This is a genomic window from Bifidobacterium thermacidophilum subsp. thermacidophilum DSM 15837 (assembly GCF_000426425.1).
Classification (GTDB): Bacteria; Actinomycetota; Actinomycetes; order Actinomycetales; family Bifidobacteriaceae; genus Bifidobacterium; species Bifidobacterium thermacidophilum.
In genome coordinates this window covers 26,414-48,529 of the sequence record NZ_AUFI01000006.1, presented here as the reverse complement: position 1 = coordinate 48,529, position 22,116 = coordinate 26,414, and the positions used below count along the sequence as shown (strand labels likewise).

Below are 22,116 nucleotides of genomic sequence, written 5' to 3'. Positions count from 1 at the left end.
AATCCGCGATATTCACGATATTCACAGCACTCGCGATACTGGAATCGGCAACGGCCAAGCAACAAGTACAAGGAGACAGGATGCGCATTCATATCACGTACACTGGCGGCACCATCGGCATGATCGAATCCGACCACGGGCTCGTTCCCGGCGCCGACATGCGCGGATGGCTGCGCCGCCTGCTCGGGGAAAGCGACGAGCTGCACGATGGGGATGTCACCTTCACCGAACTTGACCCGCTGATTGACTCGTCGAACGCGACCCCCGACAACTGGCAGACGATGATCGACGACCTGTGGGCCCACCGCGACGAGGCCGACGCGTTCGTCGTGCTGCACGGCACCGACACGATGAGCTACTCCGCCGCGGCACTGTCCTACGCGCTCACCGGTTTCGGCAAGCCGGTGATTTTCACGGGTTCCCAGCATCCGCTCGGCAAGATTGAATCCGACGCGACTGCGAACGTGACTGGCGCGCTCAACGCGGCGTTGAGCGGCCACGCGAAAGGCGTCTCACTGTTCTTCGGGCATCACCTGTTCGCCGGCAACCGCGTGACGAAAGCCTCGAGCTGGGCGTTCGAAGGCTTCTGCTCGCCGTCCACCGGCACGATCGCCTGCACAGGCACGCCCTGGCAATGGGAGTCTTTCGACAATCCGGGCGAGGGTTGGACGAACCCGAAACCGTATGCACGGCATGATGTGGCTGTTATCGACACCGTCCCCGGCATGAGCGCCAAGCGGCTCGCCGCCATGCTCGCTCCCCGGCCTGAAGCTGTATTGCTGCGCGCATACGGCGTCGGGAACATCCCCAGCCTCGAGCCGGGATTCGCGGACGTCATCGCGGGCACGCTCGACGCCGGAGTCCCGGTGATTGTCGCCTCGCAATGCGAACAGGCGAATGTGCTACTCGGACGGTATGAGACCGGGGACGCCATCGCGAAAGCCGGCGCGGTCGGCACCGGCGATATGACGCTCGAAGCCGCATACGCGAAGATCATCTTCCTGCTGTCCCAAGGATTGGGCGGTGCCGAGCTGTCCGCATGGATGGGCCGCTCCATCGCCGGCGAAATCACCCTGGAAAGCAACTGAGCACCCTCCCTCACTCCTGTTTCTGACGACACTGACATGTCACTCAGTGTCGTCAGACCCTTCTGCCGACGCTCACCACACGCTCAGCGTCGGCAGGAGCAGGGGCGCACAGCAAGCACGACGGAAATCAGCAATGCGGACGGAACGACGGCTAAACTTCAGGGAAATTCCGATATTCCCCGCTTGTCAATCATGCACTGGTAACGATTTCGCTCATACAATGGCGGTATGAGCGAAGATACAAAGACAAGAAAGACCGCTGCAACGACGACAGCCACAACAGCAACAACAACCAAAACAGCATCAAGCACCCGCACCGCCGCGACACGCAAGCGCACGACACGACGCAAAACCGCAGCCGCCACCGCCAAGACCTCCGCGGTGACCTCGGCACGCACCGCCGCCGCCGGATTCGGCCGCGTCGCAATCTATGACACCACCCCGCACGGCGAAACGACCCCACGCGTCGAACTCGGCGAACAATTCCATGTCAGCGCACAACTCGCTGCCGAACAAGGGCTCGTGCTCTCCGCCGCTGCAATCGTGCGCAATCCGCGCGGCAAGGAAACCCAGCGCCGCGCGATGACCTGCACCAACCCCGGCCTGAGCCGCTGGGAAGTCGACGTGCAGGCCGGCGAGCCGAGCGACGCCCGCCCGTGGCAGTCCGGCTGGTCGGCGGTCAAACGTCAGCTGGGCGATTGGACGGTCAGCATTGAGGCGTGGCTCGACCCGTACGCCGCATGGTTCGAGCAGGCACGCAAGGCCGTCGACGCCCGAGAAGACGTAGAGAACGCGCTCGACGCAGGCGCCACCCTGTTGCGCCGCTAGGCTTCGACCCGTGACGCACACCTGACCGCCGGCGAGCGCAGCACGCTGAAGAAAGCCGCCGACACGCTGGATGATCGCAAACTGTCGGTTGCCGAGCGCTTCGCCGCCGCCACCAGTGACGATGTCGCCGCCCTGCATGAGGCCAAGCCGCTGCGCGATGGCGTATCCGAAGGCGAGCCTCGTATGTTTCACGTGGAACGCCCGGGATTCAGTTTCACCGCTTGGTATGATTTCTTCCCCCGCTCGGAAGGTGCCGCGGATGATGACGCGGCCGGTTTCACACGCCCCGGCACGCTCGCCACTGCCGTATCCGGCCTTGAACGCGCCGCTGCCGAAGGTTTTGACACGGTGTGTCTGCCGCCGATCAGCCCGATCGGCGTGACCGGACGTCGCGGCCGCAACGGCGTCGCCCATGCCGGTGCCCATGACCCAGGCTCCCCATACGCTGTCGGCTCGGCTGACGGCGCCGCCGACAGTGTGGATCCGTCGCTCGGCACGATGGATGCTGTCCGCGCGTTCACCGCGAAAGCCCATGACCTGGGTCTTGAAGTAGCGCTTGACGTGTCGATGTTCGTGTCGCCGGATAATCCCTGGATCGCCGAACACCCTCAGTGGGTGCGCCGCAAGGCTGACGGCACGCCTGCCGATCCGCTCGATTCCTTCGACCCGCAATCGGAGCGCGAGGATATGGTCCCGCTGGACTTCGATGCCGATCCGGACGGCATCGTCAAGGCGATCGTCCACACCTTGGACGTGTGGGCGAAAGCCGGAGTGACGGCGTTCCGCGCGGTCGAACCGTACCGTTGGCCGGCGCAGGCGTGGCAGCGGATCATCGAACAGACCCGGCACGCGCACCCGGAAGTGCTGTTCCTCGCTGAATCCTTCACCGCGCCCGCGATGATGGGCGCGCTGAGCCGCGCCGGCTTCACCCAGTCGGACTGCTACTTCCCATGGCGCAACACCAAGCGCGAGCTTGAAGAGTACCTGTTTGAGGCGAACAGCGACGCCGCATACACGCAGCATGACACGTTCTGGCCGTCCACGCACCGCATTCTTACCGATTATCTGCGCGACAACGGCATCGCCGGCTACGCGATCCGCGCAGTGCTCGCAGCGATGGGCGTGCCGAGCTGGGGTATCGCCAGCGGCTACGAACTGGTGGAAAACAAGCAGCAGCCGGGCACACAGGCCCCTGAGAATCCCGAGGAATACGAAATCCGCGTGCGCGACTGGAGCGAGGCCGGCAAGTACGGCACCGCCAAGCTGCTCACCTCACTCAACGCGATCCGCAGGCGCCACTCGGCGGCCCGCAGCTACCACAATCTGACGATCCTGGACAGCTCGGACGCGAACATCCTCGCGTTCGCCCGCCACACGCCCGCCGACCTGACCGCAGACGGCAAGCCGGACACGCTGATTGTGGTCGTGAACCTCGACGGCCATGAGGCTCACCAGTCCATGATTCGCCTCGACCCGGCCGCGTTCGGCCTGCCCGCCGGCGAGCCGTTCACCGTGGCCGACGAGCTGACCGGCCGCACCTTCACCTGGACGAACGACAATTATGTCTCGCTCGCCCCGTGGGCCGATGTCGCGCACGTGCTGAGCGTCAAGCGGTAGTTTTTCCCGAATCCCGATACTCGGTACCCTGCACGATCCACATCACGTGGCATACGTGCCGGGTACCGAGTATCCTGAATAACGGAAATCCTGTTGTCTATCAAGGAGATTCGAAATGGCAGAAACCTTCAATGTCGTCGTGGAGATCCCGCGCGGTTCCAAGAACAAGTATGAAGTGGACCATGAGACCGGTCGCGTCTTCCTGGATCGTACGCTGTTCACCGCCATGGGCTACCCGGATGACTACGGCTACATCGACGGCACGCTGGGCGAGGACGGCGATCCGCTCGACGCGCTCGTGATGATCCCGAATTCCGTGTTCCCGGGCTGCGTGGTCGAGTGCCGCGCTGTCGGCCTGTACCACATGGTCGACGAGGCCGGCGGCGACGACAAGGTGCTGTGCGTGCCCGCCGACGTGCGTTTCGACGACATCAAGGACATCGACGATGTCAACGAGTATCACAAGGCCGAAATCAAGCACTTCTTCGAGCAGTACAAGGCTCTGGAGCCGGGCAAGGAAGTCAAGCCGGGTGATTTCTGGGCCGGCGTCGACAAGGCCGAGGCCGAGATCAAGGCCGCGCGCGAACGTCTCGCCGCTTCCGAAGCCAAGTGACACATACGTACGGTTCGGTTTTCGGCTTGAAGCCCAGTGATTGATAGCGATCGCCTAGGCATCCGCCGAACCGAGCTGTGCACATTGCCGATGCGAAGGGGCCGTCCCGATTGGGGGCGGTCCCTTTCGTTTGCACGGGCTGTATGGGCTGTATGAGCGGCGTGCGCCGAGCAATCGGCGTTACCCGCGTTGCTCACGTGTCCGGTGTGCTCGGTTTCTTGGCGTTGCCCAGCGTGCCAGACGTAGTCCGCGGCTTGTCTTTCGGCGGCGAGCGACTATACTTGGGCGGGTAATTTCGACATGCGAACAGATTCATGGGAATTCAAAGCCGCACCTACGCCGGCAGTCGCCGTGTCGGACCGTAAGGCGTAGGCGGCAATCCGTCGAGGCCCATCCGCGCCGCGGATGAACCATGATTGACTATGACATCAAGCACCTCCGTTGTGGGAATTCTTCTTATCGCAGTATCCCTGTCCATGGACGCGTTCGCCGTGTCCATCGGCAAGGGCCTGACCGTGCGCCGGGTGCGCCCGCTGGACGCCTTCAAAACCGCCCTATGGTTCGGCGGATTCCAGGCGCTGTTCCCGTTGCTCGGCTATCTGGTGGCGGGCACGTTCAGCGGGTATGTGACGGCGGTGGACCACTGGATCATCTTCGGATTGCTCGCGCTGATCGGCGGCAATATGATTCGCGAGGCGTTCGAGGAGGATGACGAGAACGCGCGCGAGACACCGCAGTTCGACTGGCGGCACATGCTGCCGCTCGCCATCGCGTGCAGCATCGACGCGTTCGCGATCGGGGTGAGTTTCGCATTCATGAAGGTGAACATCCTGTGGTCGGTGCTGATCATCGGCGTGGTGACCGGCGCGTTCTCCGCCGCCGGCCTGCATATCGGCCACGCCTTCGGCGCACGATGGCAGAAACCAGCACAGATTGCGGGCGGCGTAATCCTCATCCTTATTGGCATCAAGGTGTTGCTCGAGCATCTCGGCGTCATCGCCTGGTAGCGGCGGGCAGCGACCGGTGGCATGGGCCGGGCGGACGGCGCGACCGGCGGCATTCCCAACCGGCATCGGCCGATAGCGCACCATCTCAGAGTTCCCGACCGACACCGCGCACAGCATATCCGAGATCGCACGCTTCTTGCCACAGGTTGCCGCAACTACACCCCCAATCGCACGACGCTGCGGCACACTCCACCCGGGATATCCAAGAAACCATCGCATCGCCCGTACGCCGGGGCAGCGACCGCGCAGCCTCCGGCATATAGGGCCGCATCTACGTAATCCTGCCCGAAATAGCACTGCAACTATGGGAATCCGCCCCGAGGATATCCCAGCGACACCCCGGGAACGGCGAATTGCGAACCCATCTCAGGCTAGCCACAACCGCCACACGCAGGAACCCCGAAGCCCCATCGCATCATTGGGTTCCTGCAGCCGAACAGCGCGAAAAAGTCAGTCCACAAATATCGGACCATACTGGCACAGCAGCAATGCCAGCGTCGCGGCGAACGCCACCAGTCCAAGCAGCATCACCGGCAGCAGGGCAATCCCGACCCACGGGGCCGGTACGGCCGGATCCGGATCAAAATCCTTGAGCCAGAACCGCGAGGCGATCACCATCAGCACCATGAGCGCCAACGCAATCACACTCACCACAATGGCAGCCCAGGTTCCCGGCCCCGTGAACGATACACAGGACGCCGAGACCACCACGAACAGCCAGCCGGGCATACTCGCCATCGCCACCACGCCGGTCAGGCTCTGCGAGAGCGAGCGCAGCAGATCGGTACGCTCTTTGCGTGCCATCTGGCGGGCGAAACCGATAACCGTGAACAGCGCAAGCAGCATGACATACACGCACGCCCAGTGAATCAGCGGGGTCGCGGCAATCGTCAACGCATCGTTCGCGACCATCGTCGGATACAGTGTCCCGCTGCCGAATGCATTGAGCGCAAACACCAGCGAAATCAAACCTGCGAGCACGCCAAGCACACGATCAGTCCAAGTGCCGCGGAACGGCCAGAAAATCGTGAACGCCGCCATCGCCGCAACGCACAGCGGCACTTCGAGGAACAGGACAAACTGGCCGAGCAGGCTGGCACCGACAAGCAGCACAAGCGCGATAACCTGCACGGCGAGTACGCCACGGTACGGACGGTGCGGGCGGGTGCTGTCGGGTTGTGTCTGCTCTACCATATCTATTCCTTCCGCCGACGGATGTTCCTGCCGTGGCACGGCGTCATGTGTCATCGTCATGCAACCGGGTGGCCCACAATGTTATCGGCATGTTACCGGCATGTGACGTCATGACGGAGTCCTTACTCATTGTAGCCGCGCGCTTGCCCATTCTCCGCCATATGGAAGCACCGCCCTTGAATGTCCTGATTGCCATAACATTACAGCTGTAAACTGTGTGAAAACCGTAATTCGACCGGAGGGCTGCAACATGACTGATTTGACGTTGATGACCTCTGCCAGTGACCCCGCATCCGTATTGCCGTCGCTCGCGCTGCTTTCTCACAGGGTGCGCGTGCTGCCGATGGATGCGGCGAGTCTGGTGAAGATGCCGGAAAGCACCGTCTTGTTCCTCGACGCCAGGGACGATCTCGCCACTGCAAAGACCCTGTGCCGGCTGATTCACGCCTCCGGCCTGTCTACGCCGATCGTGCTGATTCTCACCGAGGGCGGATTCACTGTCGTCAACTCGCAGTGGGGCATCGCCGACGTCGTCGTCGCCAACGCCTCCCCCGCCGAGGTCGAAGGTCGTTTGCGGCTGGTCACGGAACGTGGCAACATGCCGTCGGGCGTCCAGTCCAATGCGGTCGGGGCACAGGACACCGACGGGCTGATCCGTTGCGGCGACTTGGTCGTCGACACCAATGGATATACGGCAAGTCTGCACGGACACCCGATTGATTTGGCTTACAAGGAATTCGAACTGCTCAAATATCTGGTCCAGCACCCCGGACGCGTGTTCACCCGCGCGCAGCTGTTGCAGGAAGTGTGGGGGTACGACTACTACGGCGGCACGCGAACCGTGGATGTTCACGTGCGACGTCTGCGTGCCAAGCTCGGCGGCGAATACGAGCATGTCATCGGTACGGTGCGCAACGTCGGCTACCGTTTCGACCCGCCGGAAGACGACAAGGACGACAGCGCCGCCCGCGCGAACGCTTCCCAGGGCTGATTTTTGGTTGATTCGGGTTGACTCAAACCGCCATCCTATGAGCCCATCCTCACATAATGGCACCCGAAACAGGTCAATCAGCCGATTCCAACCATCTGAACCGCCATCCTGCGAGCCAATCCTCACACAATGCCGTCACCGTCACCTCACCAACGTCCGCCGCATCAGCAATTCGCCATTGGCATACAACCCGCGGTTGGTCGGATGCCCGCTGTGCCTTATCATGCGGGTATGGCCAGCGAAAGCAAACGACACCGCATCGAGCGCATGCATGACGAGTACCGAATCCTATGCGAGGAGTTCCCCGCCCCTGCGTGCGCGCTGCATTTCACAAACCCTTTCGAGCTGCTGACCGCGACGATTCTGAGTGCCCAAACCACCGACAAACGGGTGAATACAGTCACGCCCTCGCTGTTCTCGCGCTACCCCGGACCGGCCGAACTTGCCGCCGCACGGGTGGAGGATGTCGAGGATATCATCCGGCCATTGGGCTTCTACCACGCCAAATCCCGCAATATCGTCGCGATGGCGCATGACGTGCACGAACGGTTCGGCGACACCGTCCCGCACACCATGGACGAGCTGACATCACTGCCCGGTGTCGGGCGGAAAACCGCGAATGTGGTGCTCGGCAACGCGTTCGGCGTGCCGGGCTTCCCCGTCGACACGCATGTGATCCGCGTGACCGGCCGCCTACGCTGGCGCACCGATTGGCGCAGCACACACCCCGACCCGGTACATATCGAACGCGAAATCACCGCGTGCTTCCCGCCCGAGGAGTGGACCAACCTGTCGCACCGGCTGATCCTGCACGGCCGGGCGACATGCCACGCGCGCAAACCCGACTGCGCCGCCTGCCCCCTCAACGACACTTGCCCCAGCGCCGGCCTCTTCGGGTGACCTTAGCCGCCGGAGGCTCAGCCGCAGCAGCATGACAGCCGGAACCTTGCTCCAGCCGTTACCCAGGTATATGCTATAAAACACGCGTGGAAAACAAGGCATGTGGTGAGTCTTCTACCCTGCAATTTGCGGAAAGATACTGATATGAACAAAGTAGTCTTCGGGTTTACCCAAGTTTCATTGGCCTTACTGACAGCCTGCTTCACTTGGCTCTGCTGCGATACGTTCACTCCTGCACTGTTTGTGGGATGGGATGCCATTTCCAATCTCGAGCCGCTGGTCAACACGGCCATCATTATCACCGCGATATGTCTGCTTGTGGCGGTCGAATCCGTTAATGCGGCGCTGTATTCAATGCATTCATCGCGTTCGACCGCCAACCCCAGCACATCCAGCCCCCAAACCGCCACCGAGGGCAATGTCCGGGGAACCTGTGTTCGCGGCGCCTTGACCGTTGCGGCGATATCCATGCTCGTGCAAGCCGCCGCGAGCGTTGTTCTGTTCATAATATTCTGGGCATGTTCCGGCCTGATGCACCCGTCACTTGTCCTCGCCGAACTATTGATGCTTGTCTGGTCCTTGGGCACCGCTGCCCTGTTCTCAGCAGCGCGCGACAAGCGAGTCGGGTGACAGGAACACTCAGATAGACGACCGAAAGACCGCCAGAAGACCGACGCCGTCCGATCGAAGGGGGTATGCGCGGACGACACATCGGCGGGGTTCGCGGTAGACTCGAATCATGACGAAGAAGCAGCAGGGAGAGCTCAGACGGTGGATTGCGTTCAGCGCTATCGTCATCGCCCTGTTCGCACTGATCATGCTCGGCAAGTCCATCGCGGAACGTAGCGGGGTTCTTGACGACACCGGGCTGATCGGCTCTGATTCAACCATCGACGTCGGCCTCATCGACGCCCCGAAATCATTGGATATTCGCACCGAACAAGGCACCGCCGTCGAACAGGCCTTGCTCGGCAACGTCTACGAGACGCTTATCGGACGCGATGAGAACAACAAACTCATCCCCTCGCTCGCCAACAGCTGGTCCACGTCCAAGGACGGGCGGACCGTGACCCTCCATCTGCGCGGCAACGCGACATTTTCCAACGGTGACGCGCTCGACGCCGACGATGTCGTCTGGTCGTTCAACCAAATCATCAGCAAGAAATACGTAGGCTACGAGCGCCTCGGGTCCGTCGCCTCCGTGTCCGCAGACGACTCCAGCACAGTGGTGTTGACGCTGCGCGAGCCTGACGCGACATTGCTACGCGCGCTGTCAGGACGCGCCGGCATCGTCTACGACAGCACAGCGGATCTCGATTACACCACGCAAGCACTCGGTTCCGGCCCGTTCATCGTCGGGCGGACATACAAGCAGGGTTCCACCATCACCCTGCAACGCAACGATCGGTATTGGGACAGTAAGAAAGCGGCGAGCGCCCAAGTCACCTTGCACTACTATGGCGACGAATCCTCGCTGCTCGAAGCCGCTGCCGAAGGCAAAGTGGAGCTCGCGCTGCCGCTGGAGCATACCAGCATCGCGGATATCGGCAAACGCACCGGAATGAAAGCAGTCCAAGGTTCCAGCACATCCAAAGTGATGCTCGTCTTCAATTGCGGCACGGACTCACCGATGTCGGATTTGCGTACCCGCCAATCGTTCCGCTATCTGATTGACACCGCCGCTGTGGCGTCCTCGGCGACAGACGCGAAACAGGCGCTCGGCGGCCCGATCGGCCCGCTGGAACCCGGCTATGAGGATCTGACGGGAGTCTACCCGCATGACCAAGCGAAGGCCGCGCAGATGCTCACCTATTATTCAACCCGGTATTTCGGCGATCTGACCTTCCTCGTACCTCAGGAATATCAGGCGCTCGGCGCGCAAATCAACGACTATCTCAAGCAGGGCACGTCGAATCTGACGGCTATCAATCCTGATATGCAGGTGGTCGATGACGCGACGCTGAGCCAGCGGTTGAAGAGCGGCGATTTCAAGATCGCGCTGGTTTCGGTCGACGGCACCGACAACGTGGACCTGTTCAACGGCGTGGACAACACCCTGCAATACCAGAACGGCGCGGCCCAGCAGGAATACCAGCAGGCGGTCACATCGACGAACGCCACCGACTACGCCACGCATATGGCAACGTTCGCACGCACGGTCAGCCAGGACGCTGCCGCAGCATGGCTGTACGAGCGGGGTATCAACATCGCGGTCAACCCGAAGCTGAGCGGATACCCGGTGAATCTGACCGACGAAATCCTCCCTCTCGAGGACCTCGCGTTGAAGAAGCACTGACCGGCGTCCGGCAGTTGTCAGCGTCGGCGTCGGTACCCGTCGCTAGCCGTAGCCCGCCATCATCAACCGCGATCTGCCATCAACCGGAACCCATCATCAGCCGCCATTTGCCCGCAACCGACGCGAGCCGAACGGCACCGGCGCGAAACCCGTCTTCCTGCCCGAAAGCCCGCTCCCCTGTTGTCATAATCGCTCCCTAAACTAGCGGTTATGACTGATCAGGACAATACCATCACCGCGAACCTGACCCCGCTGCCTGACAAGGTCGGCGTCGACGGGCTCGAAGACAAGTGGCGCAAGACGTGGGACGAATCCGGCGTCTATAAATTCCGCAATACACGCGACCGCAAGGCCGTCTATTCGATTGACACCCCGCCGCCCACCGTGTCCGGCCATCTGCATGTCGGCCACGTCTTCTCCTACACGCACACCGATATCATCGCCCGCTTCAAGCGCATGCAGGGCTTCGACGTCTTTTATCCGATGGGTTGGGACGACAACGGCCTGCCTACCGAGCGCCGCGTGCAGAACTATTACGGTGTGCGCGTGGACACGTCCCTGAAGTACGATCCTGATTTCAAGCCGCCATTTGAAGGCACCGACGGCAAGAAGATCAACGCGAAGGACCAGGTGCCGGTCAGCCGCAAGAACTTCATCGAACTGTGCGAGCGCCTCACCAAGGAGGACGAGAAGCAGTTCGAGGAGCTGTGGCGGTCGCTCGGCCTGTCAATCGACTGGTTGCAGACCTACCACACGATCGGCGAGCATCCGCAGCGCGTGGCGCAGAAGGCGTTCCTGCGTAATCTCGCTCGCGGCGAAGCCTATCAGAAGGACGCGCCGGGCCTGTGGGACGTGACCTTCCAGACCGCGGTCGCCCAAGCCGAGCTGGAAAGCCGCGAATACCCCGGCTTCTACCACAAGATCGCGTTCCGTTTCGAAGACGGCACCCCGATTTACATCGAGACCACCCGTCCGGAACTGCTCGCCGCCTGCGGCGCGCTCATCGCCAACCCAGAAGACGACCGCTATAAGCAGTATTTCGGCCAGTACGTCTACTCCCCGCTGTTCAAGGTCAAGGTGCCGATTCTCGCGCATCCGGCGGCCGAAATGGACAAGGGCGCGGGCATCGCGATGTGCTGCACCTTCGGTGACGTGACCGACGTCGAATGGTGGCGTGACCTGAAGCTGCCGACCCGCCCGATTATCCAGCGCAACGGCCGCATCATTATGAGCGTGCCGGATTGGATCGAGGACCCGCAGGGCCGTGCGATCTTCGAAGAGACCGAGGGCAAGACCACGTTCTCCGCCCGCAAGATCATCGTCGACCACCTGCGCGAATCCGGCGATATGGACGGCGAGCCGAAGCCCACCACCCGTATGACGAACTTCTACGAGAAGGGCGACAAGCCGCTCGAAATCGTCACTTCCCGCCAGTGGTACCTGAAGAACGGCGGCACCGACAAGAAGCTCAACGCCGAACTCATTGAGCGCGGCAACGAGCTCAACTTCCACCCGGACTTCATGCACGTGCGCTACGACAACTGGGTCAATGGCCTCAACGGCGACTGGCTGATTTCCCGCCAGCGCTTCTTCGGTGTGCCGTTCCCGCTGTGGTATCCGCTTGACGCCAACGGCGAGCCGAATTACGAGCATCCGCTCACCCCGCGCGAGGACCAGCTGCCGATCGACCCGACCAACGACGTGCCGGAAGGCTACGACGAGTCCCAGCGTGACCAGCCGAACGGCTTCACCGCCGAGAAGGACATCATGGACACGTGGGCAACCTCGTCCCTGACCCCGCAGATTGTGACCCACTGGGCCGAGCCGGGCGAGGAGAATGAGGCACTGTTCAAGGCCACGTTCCCGATGGATCTGCGTCCGCAGGGTCAGGACATCATCCGCACCTGGCTGTTCAGCTCCATCGACCGCGCGCATCTTGAGAACCATTGCCTGCCGTGGGCGAACGCCACGCTGTCCGGCTGGATTCTCGACCCGGATCACAAGAAGATGTCGAAGTCCAAGGGCAACGTCGTCGTGCCGAACAAGCCGATCAAGCAGTTCGGCGCGGACGCCGTGCGTTACTGGGCCGCTTCCGCGCGCCTCGGTCTGGACGCCACGTATGACGAAGGGCAGATGAAGATCGGTCGCCGTCTGGCCATCAAGCTGCTCAACGCCACCAAGTTCGCACTGGCCATCGGCCGTGAGGACGAAAACCATCATGTCGGCTCCCCTGCCGTCGCGCATTGGGATCCGGCCGACGTGACCGAGCCGCTGGATCGCGCGGTCATGGCCAAGATGGCGCTTGTGATCCGCCAGGCGACGAACGCGCTGAACTCCTACGAGCATTCGAAAGCGCTCGAAGTCATCGAAAGCTTCTTCTGGCAGTTCTGCGACGATTATATCGAGCTGGTGAAGAACCGTGCATACGGCACGGCCGATTCGACGGGCAAGACCCCGAGTGAGGCGGCGGTCAAGTCCGCGCGCACCACGCTGGGCCTGGGCCTGGACACCTTCGCCCGTCTGCTGGCCCCGTACCTGCCGTACGCGACCGAAGAGGTGTGGTCCTGGATGCACGCGGGCGAAGGCTCGGTGCACCGCGCCGCATGGCCGAAGCCGGAACCGTATGAGCATGCCGCGTTTAAGGTCTCCCCGGACGTGCTCACCTATGCCGGCGAGGCGTTGGCCGCGCTGCGCAAGATCAAGTCCGAGGCGAAGGTCTCGATGAAGACGCCGATCCTGTCTGTCACGCTTGACGCGGTGGACGATGCAGCCGATTCCATCAAGTCCACGCTGGGCGACATCGCCGAGGCCGGACGCGTGGTCGGCAATATCACGCTGGTACGTGCCGGTGCCGCCATCAAGGCCGTAAAGCAGTCTGCGGCGGCTGCCAAGAGCGCTGCCGAGGACGCGAAGAACGAAGCCGATGCTGCGGTCGCCGTCATCGTCAAGGACAGCGAGCTCGGTGAGCCGCCCGCCAAGAAGCCACGCAAGTAAGCGCTGACGCTTCCCACGTCCTTGCCCATAAACTGGTTACGCTGAGCCCCCGCCCGGCGTAACCAGTTTGTATTTCTACCCAAACTAGCTATGCAACCGAGGCTCCCAGAGTAACCAGTTTGGGTAACATCACAGGGTGGTGACGGTTACCGGTGGGGTTTGGCGGATCAGAGTTCGTCGGTGACCATCAGGAAGCGGGCACCGGCGGTGTGCGTGTTGACCGGGGTGACGACGTCCCGCGAGGTCCCTTCACGTCCGATGCGTGAGGCCTCAAGAGCCCCGACTGAAGATTGCGCGTCGACAGGAGCCACAACCTTGGCTTTGGCGGCACGCGCCTCGTCAATCGCCCGCTTTAACGCAGACGATGCGGACGCCCCGTCCGGCGCCAACGTATCCACGGCATTCTTAATGATTTCGGCTGCCGTTTCCACGGCCACCACATCATTGACCGTCCCCGACATATCTGCCTCAATACCATGCGATTGCCGACCTGCGAGGCCATACAACGAACGCGTGGATGCAAGCGGGGCAGCAGGCGCAGCGTTGCCGGCACCATCAGCAGCCTTATCGTCAGCACGCACCCCGGCACCCGACTGCAAGGCATAAGCCGTCAAACCGTTCGCCGACACTGTCTTCCAATCCGCCTCCGCGCTTTTTGACGCACCGGACACATCACCAGTAGCGGATTTGGCGACCAGCGCAGCCAGCGTGAGCAGCATCTTGCCCTGCCCCTCACGGGCTTTCGCCGCAGCCATCGTATCCAGTGCGGCCTGAACTTTCTGATTGTCGGCCTTGAGGTTCTTGTTCGAAGCGAATTCGTCGTTCGTCTGCTTAATCGCCTGCTGCGCGTACGTAGATGCACCCGACGCCGTGCCTCCGGTCATCTTGCTCAGATGCCGCGTATACGCGTCGGTATAGGCCATCGAAAACGGAATCATCGCATCGTGCATCATCTTCTGGCCGGTCTTGAAATCCTTGGCCGCACGTGAGGTCTGAGAAGCCGCCTGGCGTTTGAGATCGGCCGCCAAGCCAGTCGTTCCGCGCAATTCGATTTGCCGGATGGTGTCGTCAATCGCGTCGGCCGCGCCCTGATGTGCCCGCGCGGCACTGCGGTCATTGGTCGCATTGGAGATATCGGCGACAGCCCGCGCAACCGGAGTGTCGCTGTTCAATTCGCCCGCCGTGCCAAGCAGCGCGCTCATCTGCGTACTGTCACCGATTGAGCCGCTCAAATGCCCGGTGTACGAGGTCACATACGCGGCCATGTAATCATGGAAGGCCTGCTGGTATGCCGGGTCCGCAGCGGCGATAGCGCTTTTCGCCTTGTCGCGTTCTGCGTCGCGCATCGCTTTGAGCCGGTTGAGCAACTTGGTATCGTGTTTGCCGCCGCCGATGGCGATATCCGACAGATTGCTGGCCCGTGTGGCGAGCGCGGTCATAGATCGGCTGAATTCCGCGGTATCGGAAGCTTCGACCGCAGCGACCGCCAACGGGCTCATCGAGCAGTGCTTCGCGGTGAAGAAAAAGTCGAAGGATGTGGTATGGGCGGGTCTGCCTACCGCGACGACCAGCATATCCGTGCCGTTTTGGGTGACGAGCATGCCACTGCTGCCCGTGATCTCGCTCGTGACTTTGGTCGGTACCGTGAACGCGATTACAGGAATCGTGGTGTTAGCGTAATCCGTGTCGGCAAGCGGATTTGGGGCTGCGGTCACGTGCAGGCCGACCAGGCCGTTCGCCCCACTGACCGCCGACGAATCGACATTCGGCCCGTTGAGGCTATAGCGCACATGCACACTCCAAGGCATCGCTTTGAGACCGCTGCTGACTCGGGTCAGGGTATTGGCCGAAGTGCCCGTGACTTGTTCCTTGCCGCCCACCGTTCGCGCGACAGCCTCGCCATCCGCGCTGACCCCGTAATCGATAGCCGTGCCGGACTGGTCGATCTGGAAAGCGTTGTCGATATACAGCTCACCGGAAATCGTCCCCGCGTGCAGAATGCCGAACACATCCTGCGTTTTCGTGACCACAGCGGTGCCGGAGGGATATTCCGCCTCACGCGCGGGTGCCGCTCCTCCGGCTGCTATGGCGAGGGTCATCGCGCATGATACCGTCATGCCGCACACCCTGCCTGCAATCCGTCCTGGATGCTTGCCACGCCTTGTGCCGCGGGTCACCATCATCAGTGTCATCTGCTCCTTGTTCCGTGGTATCGACTCAGATTCATGCCTCCGTCATGTCCGAATTCGTCGGCTGTGCCGGGCCTCACACTCATGCGAATACATCCAGCACGCCGGGATCCCCTCCGGCGTCGGCGATACGCTGATGACGTTTCTTGGCTTCTGTGACCACGAATTCCCGATACATTTCCGCGATTTGAGGATCAAGCCCGGCTTCCTGTGCCACCCTGTGGAGCCGTTTGATTTGGGCATCCTCGCGCTTCCAATCGGCTGGCGCGAATCCCGCCTGCGCCTTGAGCACACCCACTTCGGACGTGAATTTGAACCGTTCCGCGAGCAGCGAGACGATGGCCGTGTCCACATTGTCAATCGACTGGCGCAACGCCTTGATTTTGCGCACCGCCTGTGCGACTTCCGGATGCTCCTGCGCCTGCAGGGAATCGATGGTCGTATCCTGCCAATCACCATGTTCGGAATCGTTCATAATGTCCAAGATTATCAGCCTTGTCATACCAAGGACCAGCAGGCGCCGCCAAGCCGACGCGAAACCGAGCGCGGTGGGCGCGCCAAGCCGCCGATTACCACTACGCTGATGGCGGACCGTCATGGGACGATCCGCCATCAACAAAGTCAGCAATAACGCCGGCCAACACATCAGCCTTTCGTGCTGGCACCCATATCGCCGATTAAGGCGACGGGCAAGGCATCAGTTCGAGGACGAACCCGCGCCTGACTGCTGAACCAGCGCTTTGAGGAAGTCACGGTTGCTGGGCGTCTTCTTGAGACGCGGCACCAGCGCCTGATACGCCTGCTCGGGTTCGAGCCCGCCAAACAGCCGGCGCAGACGGTAGATAATCGGCAGTTCCTGCGGCGAAGTGATGAGCTCTTCGCGGCGGGTGCCAGACGCGTTGATGTCCACGGCCGGGAACATGCGCTTGTCCGCCAGATCGCGGCTCAGACGCAACTCCATATTGCCAGTGCCCTTGAACTCCTCGAAAATCACCTCATCCATCTTCGAGCCGGTTTCCACCAGCGCGGTCGAGATGATGGTCAGCGAGCCACCGTTTTCGATGTTGCGTGCGGCGCCGAAGAACTTCTTCGGCGGGTACAGCGCCTGTGCGTCCACGCCGCCGGACAGAATGCGGCCCGACGCCGGAGCGGCGATGTTGTATGCGCGGGCGAGACGGGTCATGGAATCCAGCAGCACGACGACGTCCTGGCCGAGTTCTACCAGACGCTTCGCACGCTCGATCGCCAATTCGGCAACCATCGTATGGTCGGTCGCCGGGCGGTCGAAGGTCGAGGAGATGACTTCGCCCTGCACGGTACGTTCCATATCCGTGACCTCTTCAGGACGTTCGTCCACGAGCACGACCATGAGATGGACTTCCGGGTTGTTCACGGTGATTGCGTTCGCGATGGCCTGCAAGGTGATGGTCTTGCCGGCCTTCGGCGGGGAGACGATCAGACCGCGCTGGCCCTTGCCGATGGGGGCGACAAGGTCGATGATCCGCCCGATGAGCTTGTTCGGCGTGGTTTCCTGACGAAGCCTCTCCTGCGGGTACAGCGGGGTGAGCTTGGCGAACTGCGGGCGGTTCGCAGCCTCGTCGACGCTCATGCCGTTGATGCTGCTGATGGCCTGGAGCGGCACGAATTTCTGCCGCTGGTTGCGACGGTCGCCTTCACGTGGGGTGCGGATGGTGCCTTGCACGGCATCGCCCTTGCACAGGCCATACTTCTTGACCTGGCCCATGGAAACGTACACATCGTTCGGGCCGGGCAGATAGCCGGAGGTGCGGATGAATGCGTACGAATCCAGCACGTCGACGATACCGGCGACCGGGACGAGCTCGTCATTCTGCTCCTCGCCACGGCGGTCGTCAAGATCACGGCCGCGCAGACGACGATTGCCGTTCCTGCGGTCATTACGATCATTTCTGTCGTTGCGCTCGATGCGATCATTGCGGCCCAATCCGCGACGACGTCCGAATGCAGGGTCGTCACCGGCATGTTCCTCGTTCTTCTGCGCAGGCAGGCTCGCAAGGATATCGTCAAGATCGGGCACGGCTTCTTCTTCGCGCTCCTGCACGCTCGAATCCGCACGGCCGCCGCGGCGATGGATTTCACCGCGTTCATTGCCACGGTGACGCGTGCGCATGCCTTCACTACTGTCTAGATCAAGCTGATCGAGCAGAGACGATCCCGCTGCTTCCTCAACACGACGATGGGCGCGGCGTTCATGCACGCGTGGCATCTGCAACTCGCCTTCCATCGAGGAAATCGCTTCAGTGTGCGCAATCGGGGGAACGCGCAACGGCCCGCGATTGGCGCGGGCCGCCGGTTGTTCGGATGCGGACTCGGCCGCGAGCTTAGACTCGGCGGGGGATTTGGACTGCGGCTCGGATACCAGCTTGGAAGCCGATGCGGAATCAGACGCAGATGCCGCAGACTGCGGTTTCGTTTGCGATTGCGGTTGTTCAGGGGCAGAAGTGACCTTCTTCACCGGCTTCGGTACACGTACCGTGACGCCGACCGGGGCTTGCCCTCCACTACGAGCCGCCTGCAACGTTGCGAGCAGCTGGGGCTTACGCATGGTCGACGTACCGCGCAGGCCCATCTGCTTGGCAAGCTCCCTGAGCTCAGGCAGCTTCATATCCTCAAGATTTTGGCTCATTGCCTAATGTTGCCTTTCTGTGGCTTCTACCGACGCTTCGCCGGCGAGCTATATGACAAGATGCGGGAAAAAACCGCGATGAAACGTTCGATTATCACGGTCTTCGGACCCAACCGAACTTCATTTACTGTACAACGGAGCTGCGACCGGCGCAACACACCTCTTCCTCGTGACGCGTCGCGCTCGCACGCCTCGCCTGACAGCTTGCCGCCGTCGGATGTCTCACCCTTCAGGTGCAGTACGGCACCGGGACGCCAAGAACACAAAGCTCGCCGCCCCGATGACGGGACGACGGGCCGGACCGCGAAATTCGCGATGCGTCGCTACTTCTGCTCGTGGTAGGACTTGTCGGTATTCACCGACCACACGTTCTTCTTCGACGTCTTGCCGGTCTTGATATTGTTGACCGCCTCGATCGCCGTGGCCATGGAATGGTCCGTGTTGTTGTAGCGGTGCTGGCCGTTGCGGCCCACGCAATACAGGTTGCCGAAGGAATCAAGGTACTCGACGAGTTCCGGCATCTGCGCGTACGTGTCAAAATACGCAGGATAGGCCTTCTTGACGCGCTCGCGATGCGAGTCCAGAACATCCTGAGGGCCGTTGATTACGCGCATGCGAGTCATTTCCTCGATGGCGAACTTGGTGGCTTCCTCATCGGTCATATTCCAGAAATCGTCGCCTTCCTTGCAGAAGTATTCAAGACCGATCCACACGGTGTCATCGACGTCCTTGACGAGGTACGGGCTCCAGTTATTGAACACCTGGATGCGGCCGACCTTGTAGCCCGGATCCTGCACGTAAATCCAGCAATCCGGCACAATAGGCGGGTTGCCGAGCGTGGGGATATCGGTGGTGTTCTTCAGGCGAAGATGCTTGACCAAGAGGCCGACGGTCACGAAATCGCGGTACGGCAGGCCGTTGGCGATCTCGGTGATGTCCTTCGGAGCCGGCTTGTCCGACTCGTCCACCGCGTTGATAAGATCCTTGACCGGCATGGACGAGATGAACTGATCAGCCTTGAGCTCGGTGCGGTTGCCCGCATGATCGACGTATACGACCGAGGCGATCTTGCCGCCTTCCTGCCGCACTTCAACGACCTTGGCGCCGGTAATGACTTTGGCGCCGGCCTGCTCGCAATTGTGCTCAACTGTCTCCCACAGCTGGCCCGGACCGTACTTCGGGTACCAGAACTCTTCGATCAGCGAGGTCTCGACCTCTTTGGAATCGCGCTTCTTCGGCAAGAGCTTCTGGAATGCGTTCTTCAGCACGCCCATGATGCTCAGGCCCTTGACACGCTGCGAACCCCAATCCGCGGAAATCTGGCTGGGGTGACGGCCCCACAGCTTCTCAGTGTAGCCTTCGAAGAACATCGAATAGAGTTTGCGACCGAAACGGTTGATGTAGAAGTTCTCGAGATTCGTTTCCGGCAGCTTGTGGAACACGGACTTCAAATAGCTGAAGCCGGCCACCATGGTGAGCTTGAAGCCCATGGCCTTGAGCGTATTGGCTGACAGGGAAATCGGGTAATCGAAGAAGTGGTGGTTCCAGAAAATACGGGAGACGCGGTGACGCTTGAGCATCACCTTGTCTTCCTTCTCCGGATCCGGGCCGCCCGGCTCCAGATCGTGATGGCGACCGAGCTTCTTGTCGTCATAGGAAGGTGCGCCTTGCAGTGGCAGCACCTCCTTCCACCAATCCATGATGCGGTCATCCTTCGAGAAGAAGCGGTGACCGCCGATATCCATGCGGTTGCCGTTATGCTTCACGGTACGTGAGATGCCGCCGAATTCACCGGTCTCCTCGAGCACTGTCACGTCGTACTGCTCGGCGCCGCCCTTCTTCACCAATTCCCACGCGGCAGTAAGACCGGCGGGACCACCGCCGATAATCACGACAGACTGCTTCTGTGCCACAATGACCTCCTGGACAACACAACAAATCAGTGAAACTTTACATGATTCGGCGCATCATGGACGCCGAAGCCAAAAAAATACACGAATAAACCGTATGTCATGCTAGCACTCCCCGCCACCAAAAGGCGGGGAGTCTCGCAAACCGTGTCAAGTCAACGAATCAGGGATATCGATATCCGTTTTCTGGACCTCCTCGACATTCACGTCCTTGAACGTGACGATTCGCACGCTTTTCACAAAACGGGAGGAACGGTAGACATCCCACACCCATGCATCCGTCAGCTGCACGTCGAAATACACGTCCTGGCCGGCGGAACGCACGTTGAAATCGACTTTGTTCGCCAAATAGAAACGACGTTCCGTCTCCACAACGTAGGTGAACAGCTTGATGACGTCCCGGTACTCCCGGTACAGGGCGAGTTCGGCGTCGGTCTCGTAATTGTCAAGATCTTCCGCGCTCATGCGTCCTCCTCTGTCCCGCGCTCGCGTCTGCGGCCGATGGTGCGCCACCACGCCTGCTTCGAGGGCTGACGGTCATGCGAGCTGTGCGGCCAGTTCTCCTCGCCATCAAGCGTGTGGTTGCCGGGGACGCCGGCAGATGCTTGGCTTTGGGCGGCGTCGGCTTGCCCGGAATGGTCGTCGGCAGGCCGGTTGTCTCCCGAGATGCCCGGCGCGGCATCGCCTGCGGACGTGCTGGTCCCTTCAATCGTGCCGTCCGCCTGGCCGTTCGTGTCGTTGCCGGCTTGATCGGCGCCATCGCGACGGGTCTGGTCGCCCTCGTCGCCCGCATGTGACGCATGGTCGCCGCCATCCGCCGGATGCTCGCGCTTGCGGATCGCCAACGAATGCTCGCGCGCGCACAGCGCTTCCTTGACACCAGGATTGTCTTCGAACACATGCATGCCGAAGACCTCCAACGAGTGGATCGGATCGTATTCGTCGGTCAGCATATCCATGACAATCAAATCCTGATACTTGTTGTTCTCCGCGTCCCACAGCGCGTCGCGCGACGTGCCCGAGGGAATGAAGCCGAGGGACTGGTACACGGACAGTGAACGCGTGTTCTTCTCCGGCACAGCGACCCAGATGCGATGCATGCCAAGGCCGGCGGGCCTCGGAGCGAAGCCGAAGGTCATGACACGAGGCATCGCGTCACGCGAATAGCCGCGGCCACGGTAATCCTTGCCGAGCACGACTTGTATTCTGGCGGAACGCGACCATCCGTCGATATCGATGAGGAAAATCATGCCGATGACGTTGTCCGTCGCCTCTGCGTCAACAATGCCATCGCCATCGCGGTCGGCGTCGGTCAGAATCGCCCACGCGATGGTGGGACGCGATTCGGGGTCTGCCACCCCACTGTCCACGGACGCGCGGCCCTCTGCCCATGCGACGGAACGACGCACCCACGCGTTGACTGCCGCACGTTCAGATTCGCGGTCTTTGCCGGTAATCCCGGATGCGTTGTAAAACGCGTCAAGCTGATCGAGACGCCCCAAATCCTCGATGCTCGCCGGACGCAGATGAACCATCTCCCCGCGAATTTCGGGAATGGTGATGCAGGCGGGCAGTTCGCGGCGATCTTCGCCGCTGACCGCACTATTGACAGCACTGGTGACCGTACCGTTTACTGTGCTGTCCGCCACTGACTGTGTTTGTTCAGACATTCGCTTTCATCCTCATAAGCGTTACCAATACGATTCCATTCTACCGAGTTGGGTAACAAGTTGCAGGATTTCGGGCGAACCTGAACGGAACTTGCGAATACGCACCCCCGGCGCACCCCCGGCGCGCCCCCAACACACCCCCGGCATCCCCTCG

The 22,116-nt window shown here is 61.4% G+C and carries 15 protein-coding genes and 1 pseudogene; 9 read left to right on the top strand and 7 right to left on the bottom strand.

What is annotated here, in order from left to right; all coding sequences use genetic code 11:
- The first annotated feature begins 80 nt into the window (after positions 1 to 80).
- The 4 genes and pseudogenes from K315_RS0100625 to K315_RS0100610 all read left to right on the top strand — a co-directional run bounded on the left by K315_RS0100625 (position 81) and on the right by K315_RS0100610 (position 5,153).
- The gene (locus K315_RS0100625) at positions 81 to 1,088 is read left to right on the top strand and encodes an asparaginase (RefSeq protein ID WP_029575740.1); all 1,008 of its coding nucleotides are present in this window, start codon (positions 81 to 83) and stop codon (positions 1,086 to 1,088) included.
- Between the two features lie 228 nt (positions 1,089 to 1,316).
- Positions 1,317 to 3,533, top strand: a pseudogene (locus K315_RS09045) (maltotransferase domain-containing protein).
- Positions 3,534 to 3,648: 115 nt separating this feature from the next.
- On the top strand, positions 3,649 to 4,146 hold the full coding sequence (locus K315_RS0100615; protein WP_015451087.1) for an inorganic diphosphatase: 498 nt from the start codon (positions 3,649 to 3,651) through the stop codon (positions 4,144 to 4,146).
- A 422-nt stretch (positions 4,147 to 4,568) separates the two neighbouring features.
- Positions 4,569 to 5,153 carry a manganese efflux pump MntP gene (locus K315_RS0100610; RefSeq protein WP_029575739.1) on the top strand — a complete coding sequence of 195 codons (585 nt, stop codon included), beginning with the start codon at positions 4,569 to 4,571 and terminating at the stop codon, positions 5,151 to 5,153.
- 450 nt (positions 5,154 to 5,603) lie between these two features.
- Here K315_RS0100610 and K315_RS0100605 read toward each other — a convergent pair whose 3' ends face one another.
- A complete protein-coding gene (locus K315_RS0100605; RefSeq protein WP_029575738.1) occupies positions 5,604 to 6,347 on the bottom strand; it encodes a hypothetical protein in 744 nt (247 codons plus the stop codon).
- A gap of 250 nt (positions 6,348 to 6,597) precedes the next feature.
- On the opposite strand from K315_RS0100605, the gene K315_RS0100600 reads away from it, so the two are divergent.
- From K315_RS0100600 to valS, 5 genes are all read left to right on the top strand, one after another.
- The gene (locus K315_RS0100600) at positions 6,598 to 7,338 is read left to right on the top strand and encodes a winged helix-turn-helix transcriptional regulator (protein WP_029575737.1); all 741 of its coding nucleotides are present in this window, start codon (positions 6,598 to 6,600) and stop codon (positions 7,336 to 7,338) included.
- A 231-nt stretch (positions 7,339 to 7,569) separates the two neighbouring features.
- Positions 7,570 to 8,238: an endonuclease III gene (gene nth / locus K315_RS0100595; protein WP_029575736.1), complete on the top strand. Its 669-nt coding sequence runs from the start codon at positions 7,570 to 7,572 to the stop codon at positions 8,236 to 8,238.
- Between the two features lie 144 nt (positions 8,239 to 8,382).
- Positions 8,383 to 8,868, top strand: a complete 486-nt coding sequence (locus tag K315_RS0100590) for a hypothetical protein (protein ID WP_152571376.1) — start codon at positions 8,383 to 8,385, stop codon at positions 8,866 to 8,868.
- Between the two features lie 109 nt (positions 8,869 to 8,977).
- Entirely contained in the window at positions 8,978 to 10,534 is a 1,557-nt protein-coding gene (locus K315_RS0100585; protein ID WP_029575734.1) for an ABC transporter substrate-binding protein, read from the top strand.
- 210 nt (positions 10,535 to 10,744) lie between these two features.
- Positions 10,745 to 13,528, top strand: coding sequence for a valine--tRNA ligase (gene valS, locus K315_RS0100580; protein WP_029575733.1), 2,784 nt, complete (start codon positions 10,745 to 10,747; stop codon positions 13,526 to 13,528).
- A gap of 167 nt (positions 13,529 to 13,695) precedes the next feature.
- Here the strand turns inward: valS and K315_RS09820 are convergent, their stop codons facing one another.
- The 6 genes from K315_RS09820 to K315_RS0100550 all read right to left on the bottom strand — a co-directional run bounded on the left by K315_RS09820 (position 13,696) and on the right by K315_RS0100550 (position 21,827).
- Entirely contained in the window at positions 13,696 to 15,720 is a 2,025-nt protein-coding gene (locus K315_RS09820; protein WP_029575732.1) for a hypothetical protein, read from the bottom strand.
- Positions 15,721 to 15,799: 79 nt separating this feature from the next.
- Positions 15,800 to 16,192, bottom strand: a complete 393-nt coding sequence (locus K315_RS0100570) for a chorismate mutase (protein ID WP_029575731.1) — start codon at positions 16,190 to 16,192, stop codon at positions 15,800 to 15,802.
- Positions 16,193 to 16,414: 222 nt separating this feature from the next.
- Entirely contained in the window at positions 16,415 to 18,361 is a 1,947-nt protein-coding gene (rho, locus tag K315_RS0100565) for a transcription termination factor Rho (protein ID WP_029575730.1), read from the bottom strand.
- A 344-nt stretch (positions 18,362 to 18,705) separates the two neighbouring features.
- Complete coding sequence (locus K315_RS0100560; RefSeq protein ID WP_029575729.1) at positions 18,706 to 20,295, bottom strand: NAD(P)/FAD-dependent oxidoreductase; 1,590 nt, start codon at positions 20,293 to 20,295, stop codon at positions 18,706 to 18,708.
- 147 nt (positions 20,296 to 20,442) lie between these two features.
- Positions 20,443 to 20,757: a DUF2469 domain-containing protein gene (locus K315_RS0100555; RefSeq protein WP_015451098.1), complete on the bottom strand. Its 315-nt coding sequence runs from the start codon at positions 20,755 to 20,757 to the stop codon at positions 20,443 to 20,445.
- Entirely contained in the window at positions 20,754 to 21,827 is a 1,074-nt protein-coding gene (locus tag K315_RS0100550; RefSeq protein WP_420796732.1) for a GNAT family N-acetyltransferase, read from the bottom strand. The genes K315_RS0100555 and K315_RS0100550 overlap by 4 nt, the downstream gene beginning before the upstream one ends.
- Between the last annotated feature and the right edge of the window lie 289 nt (positions 21,828 to 22,116).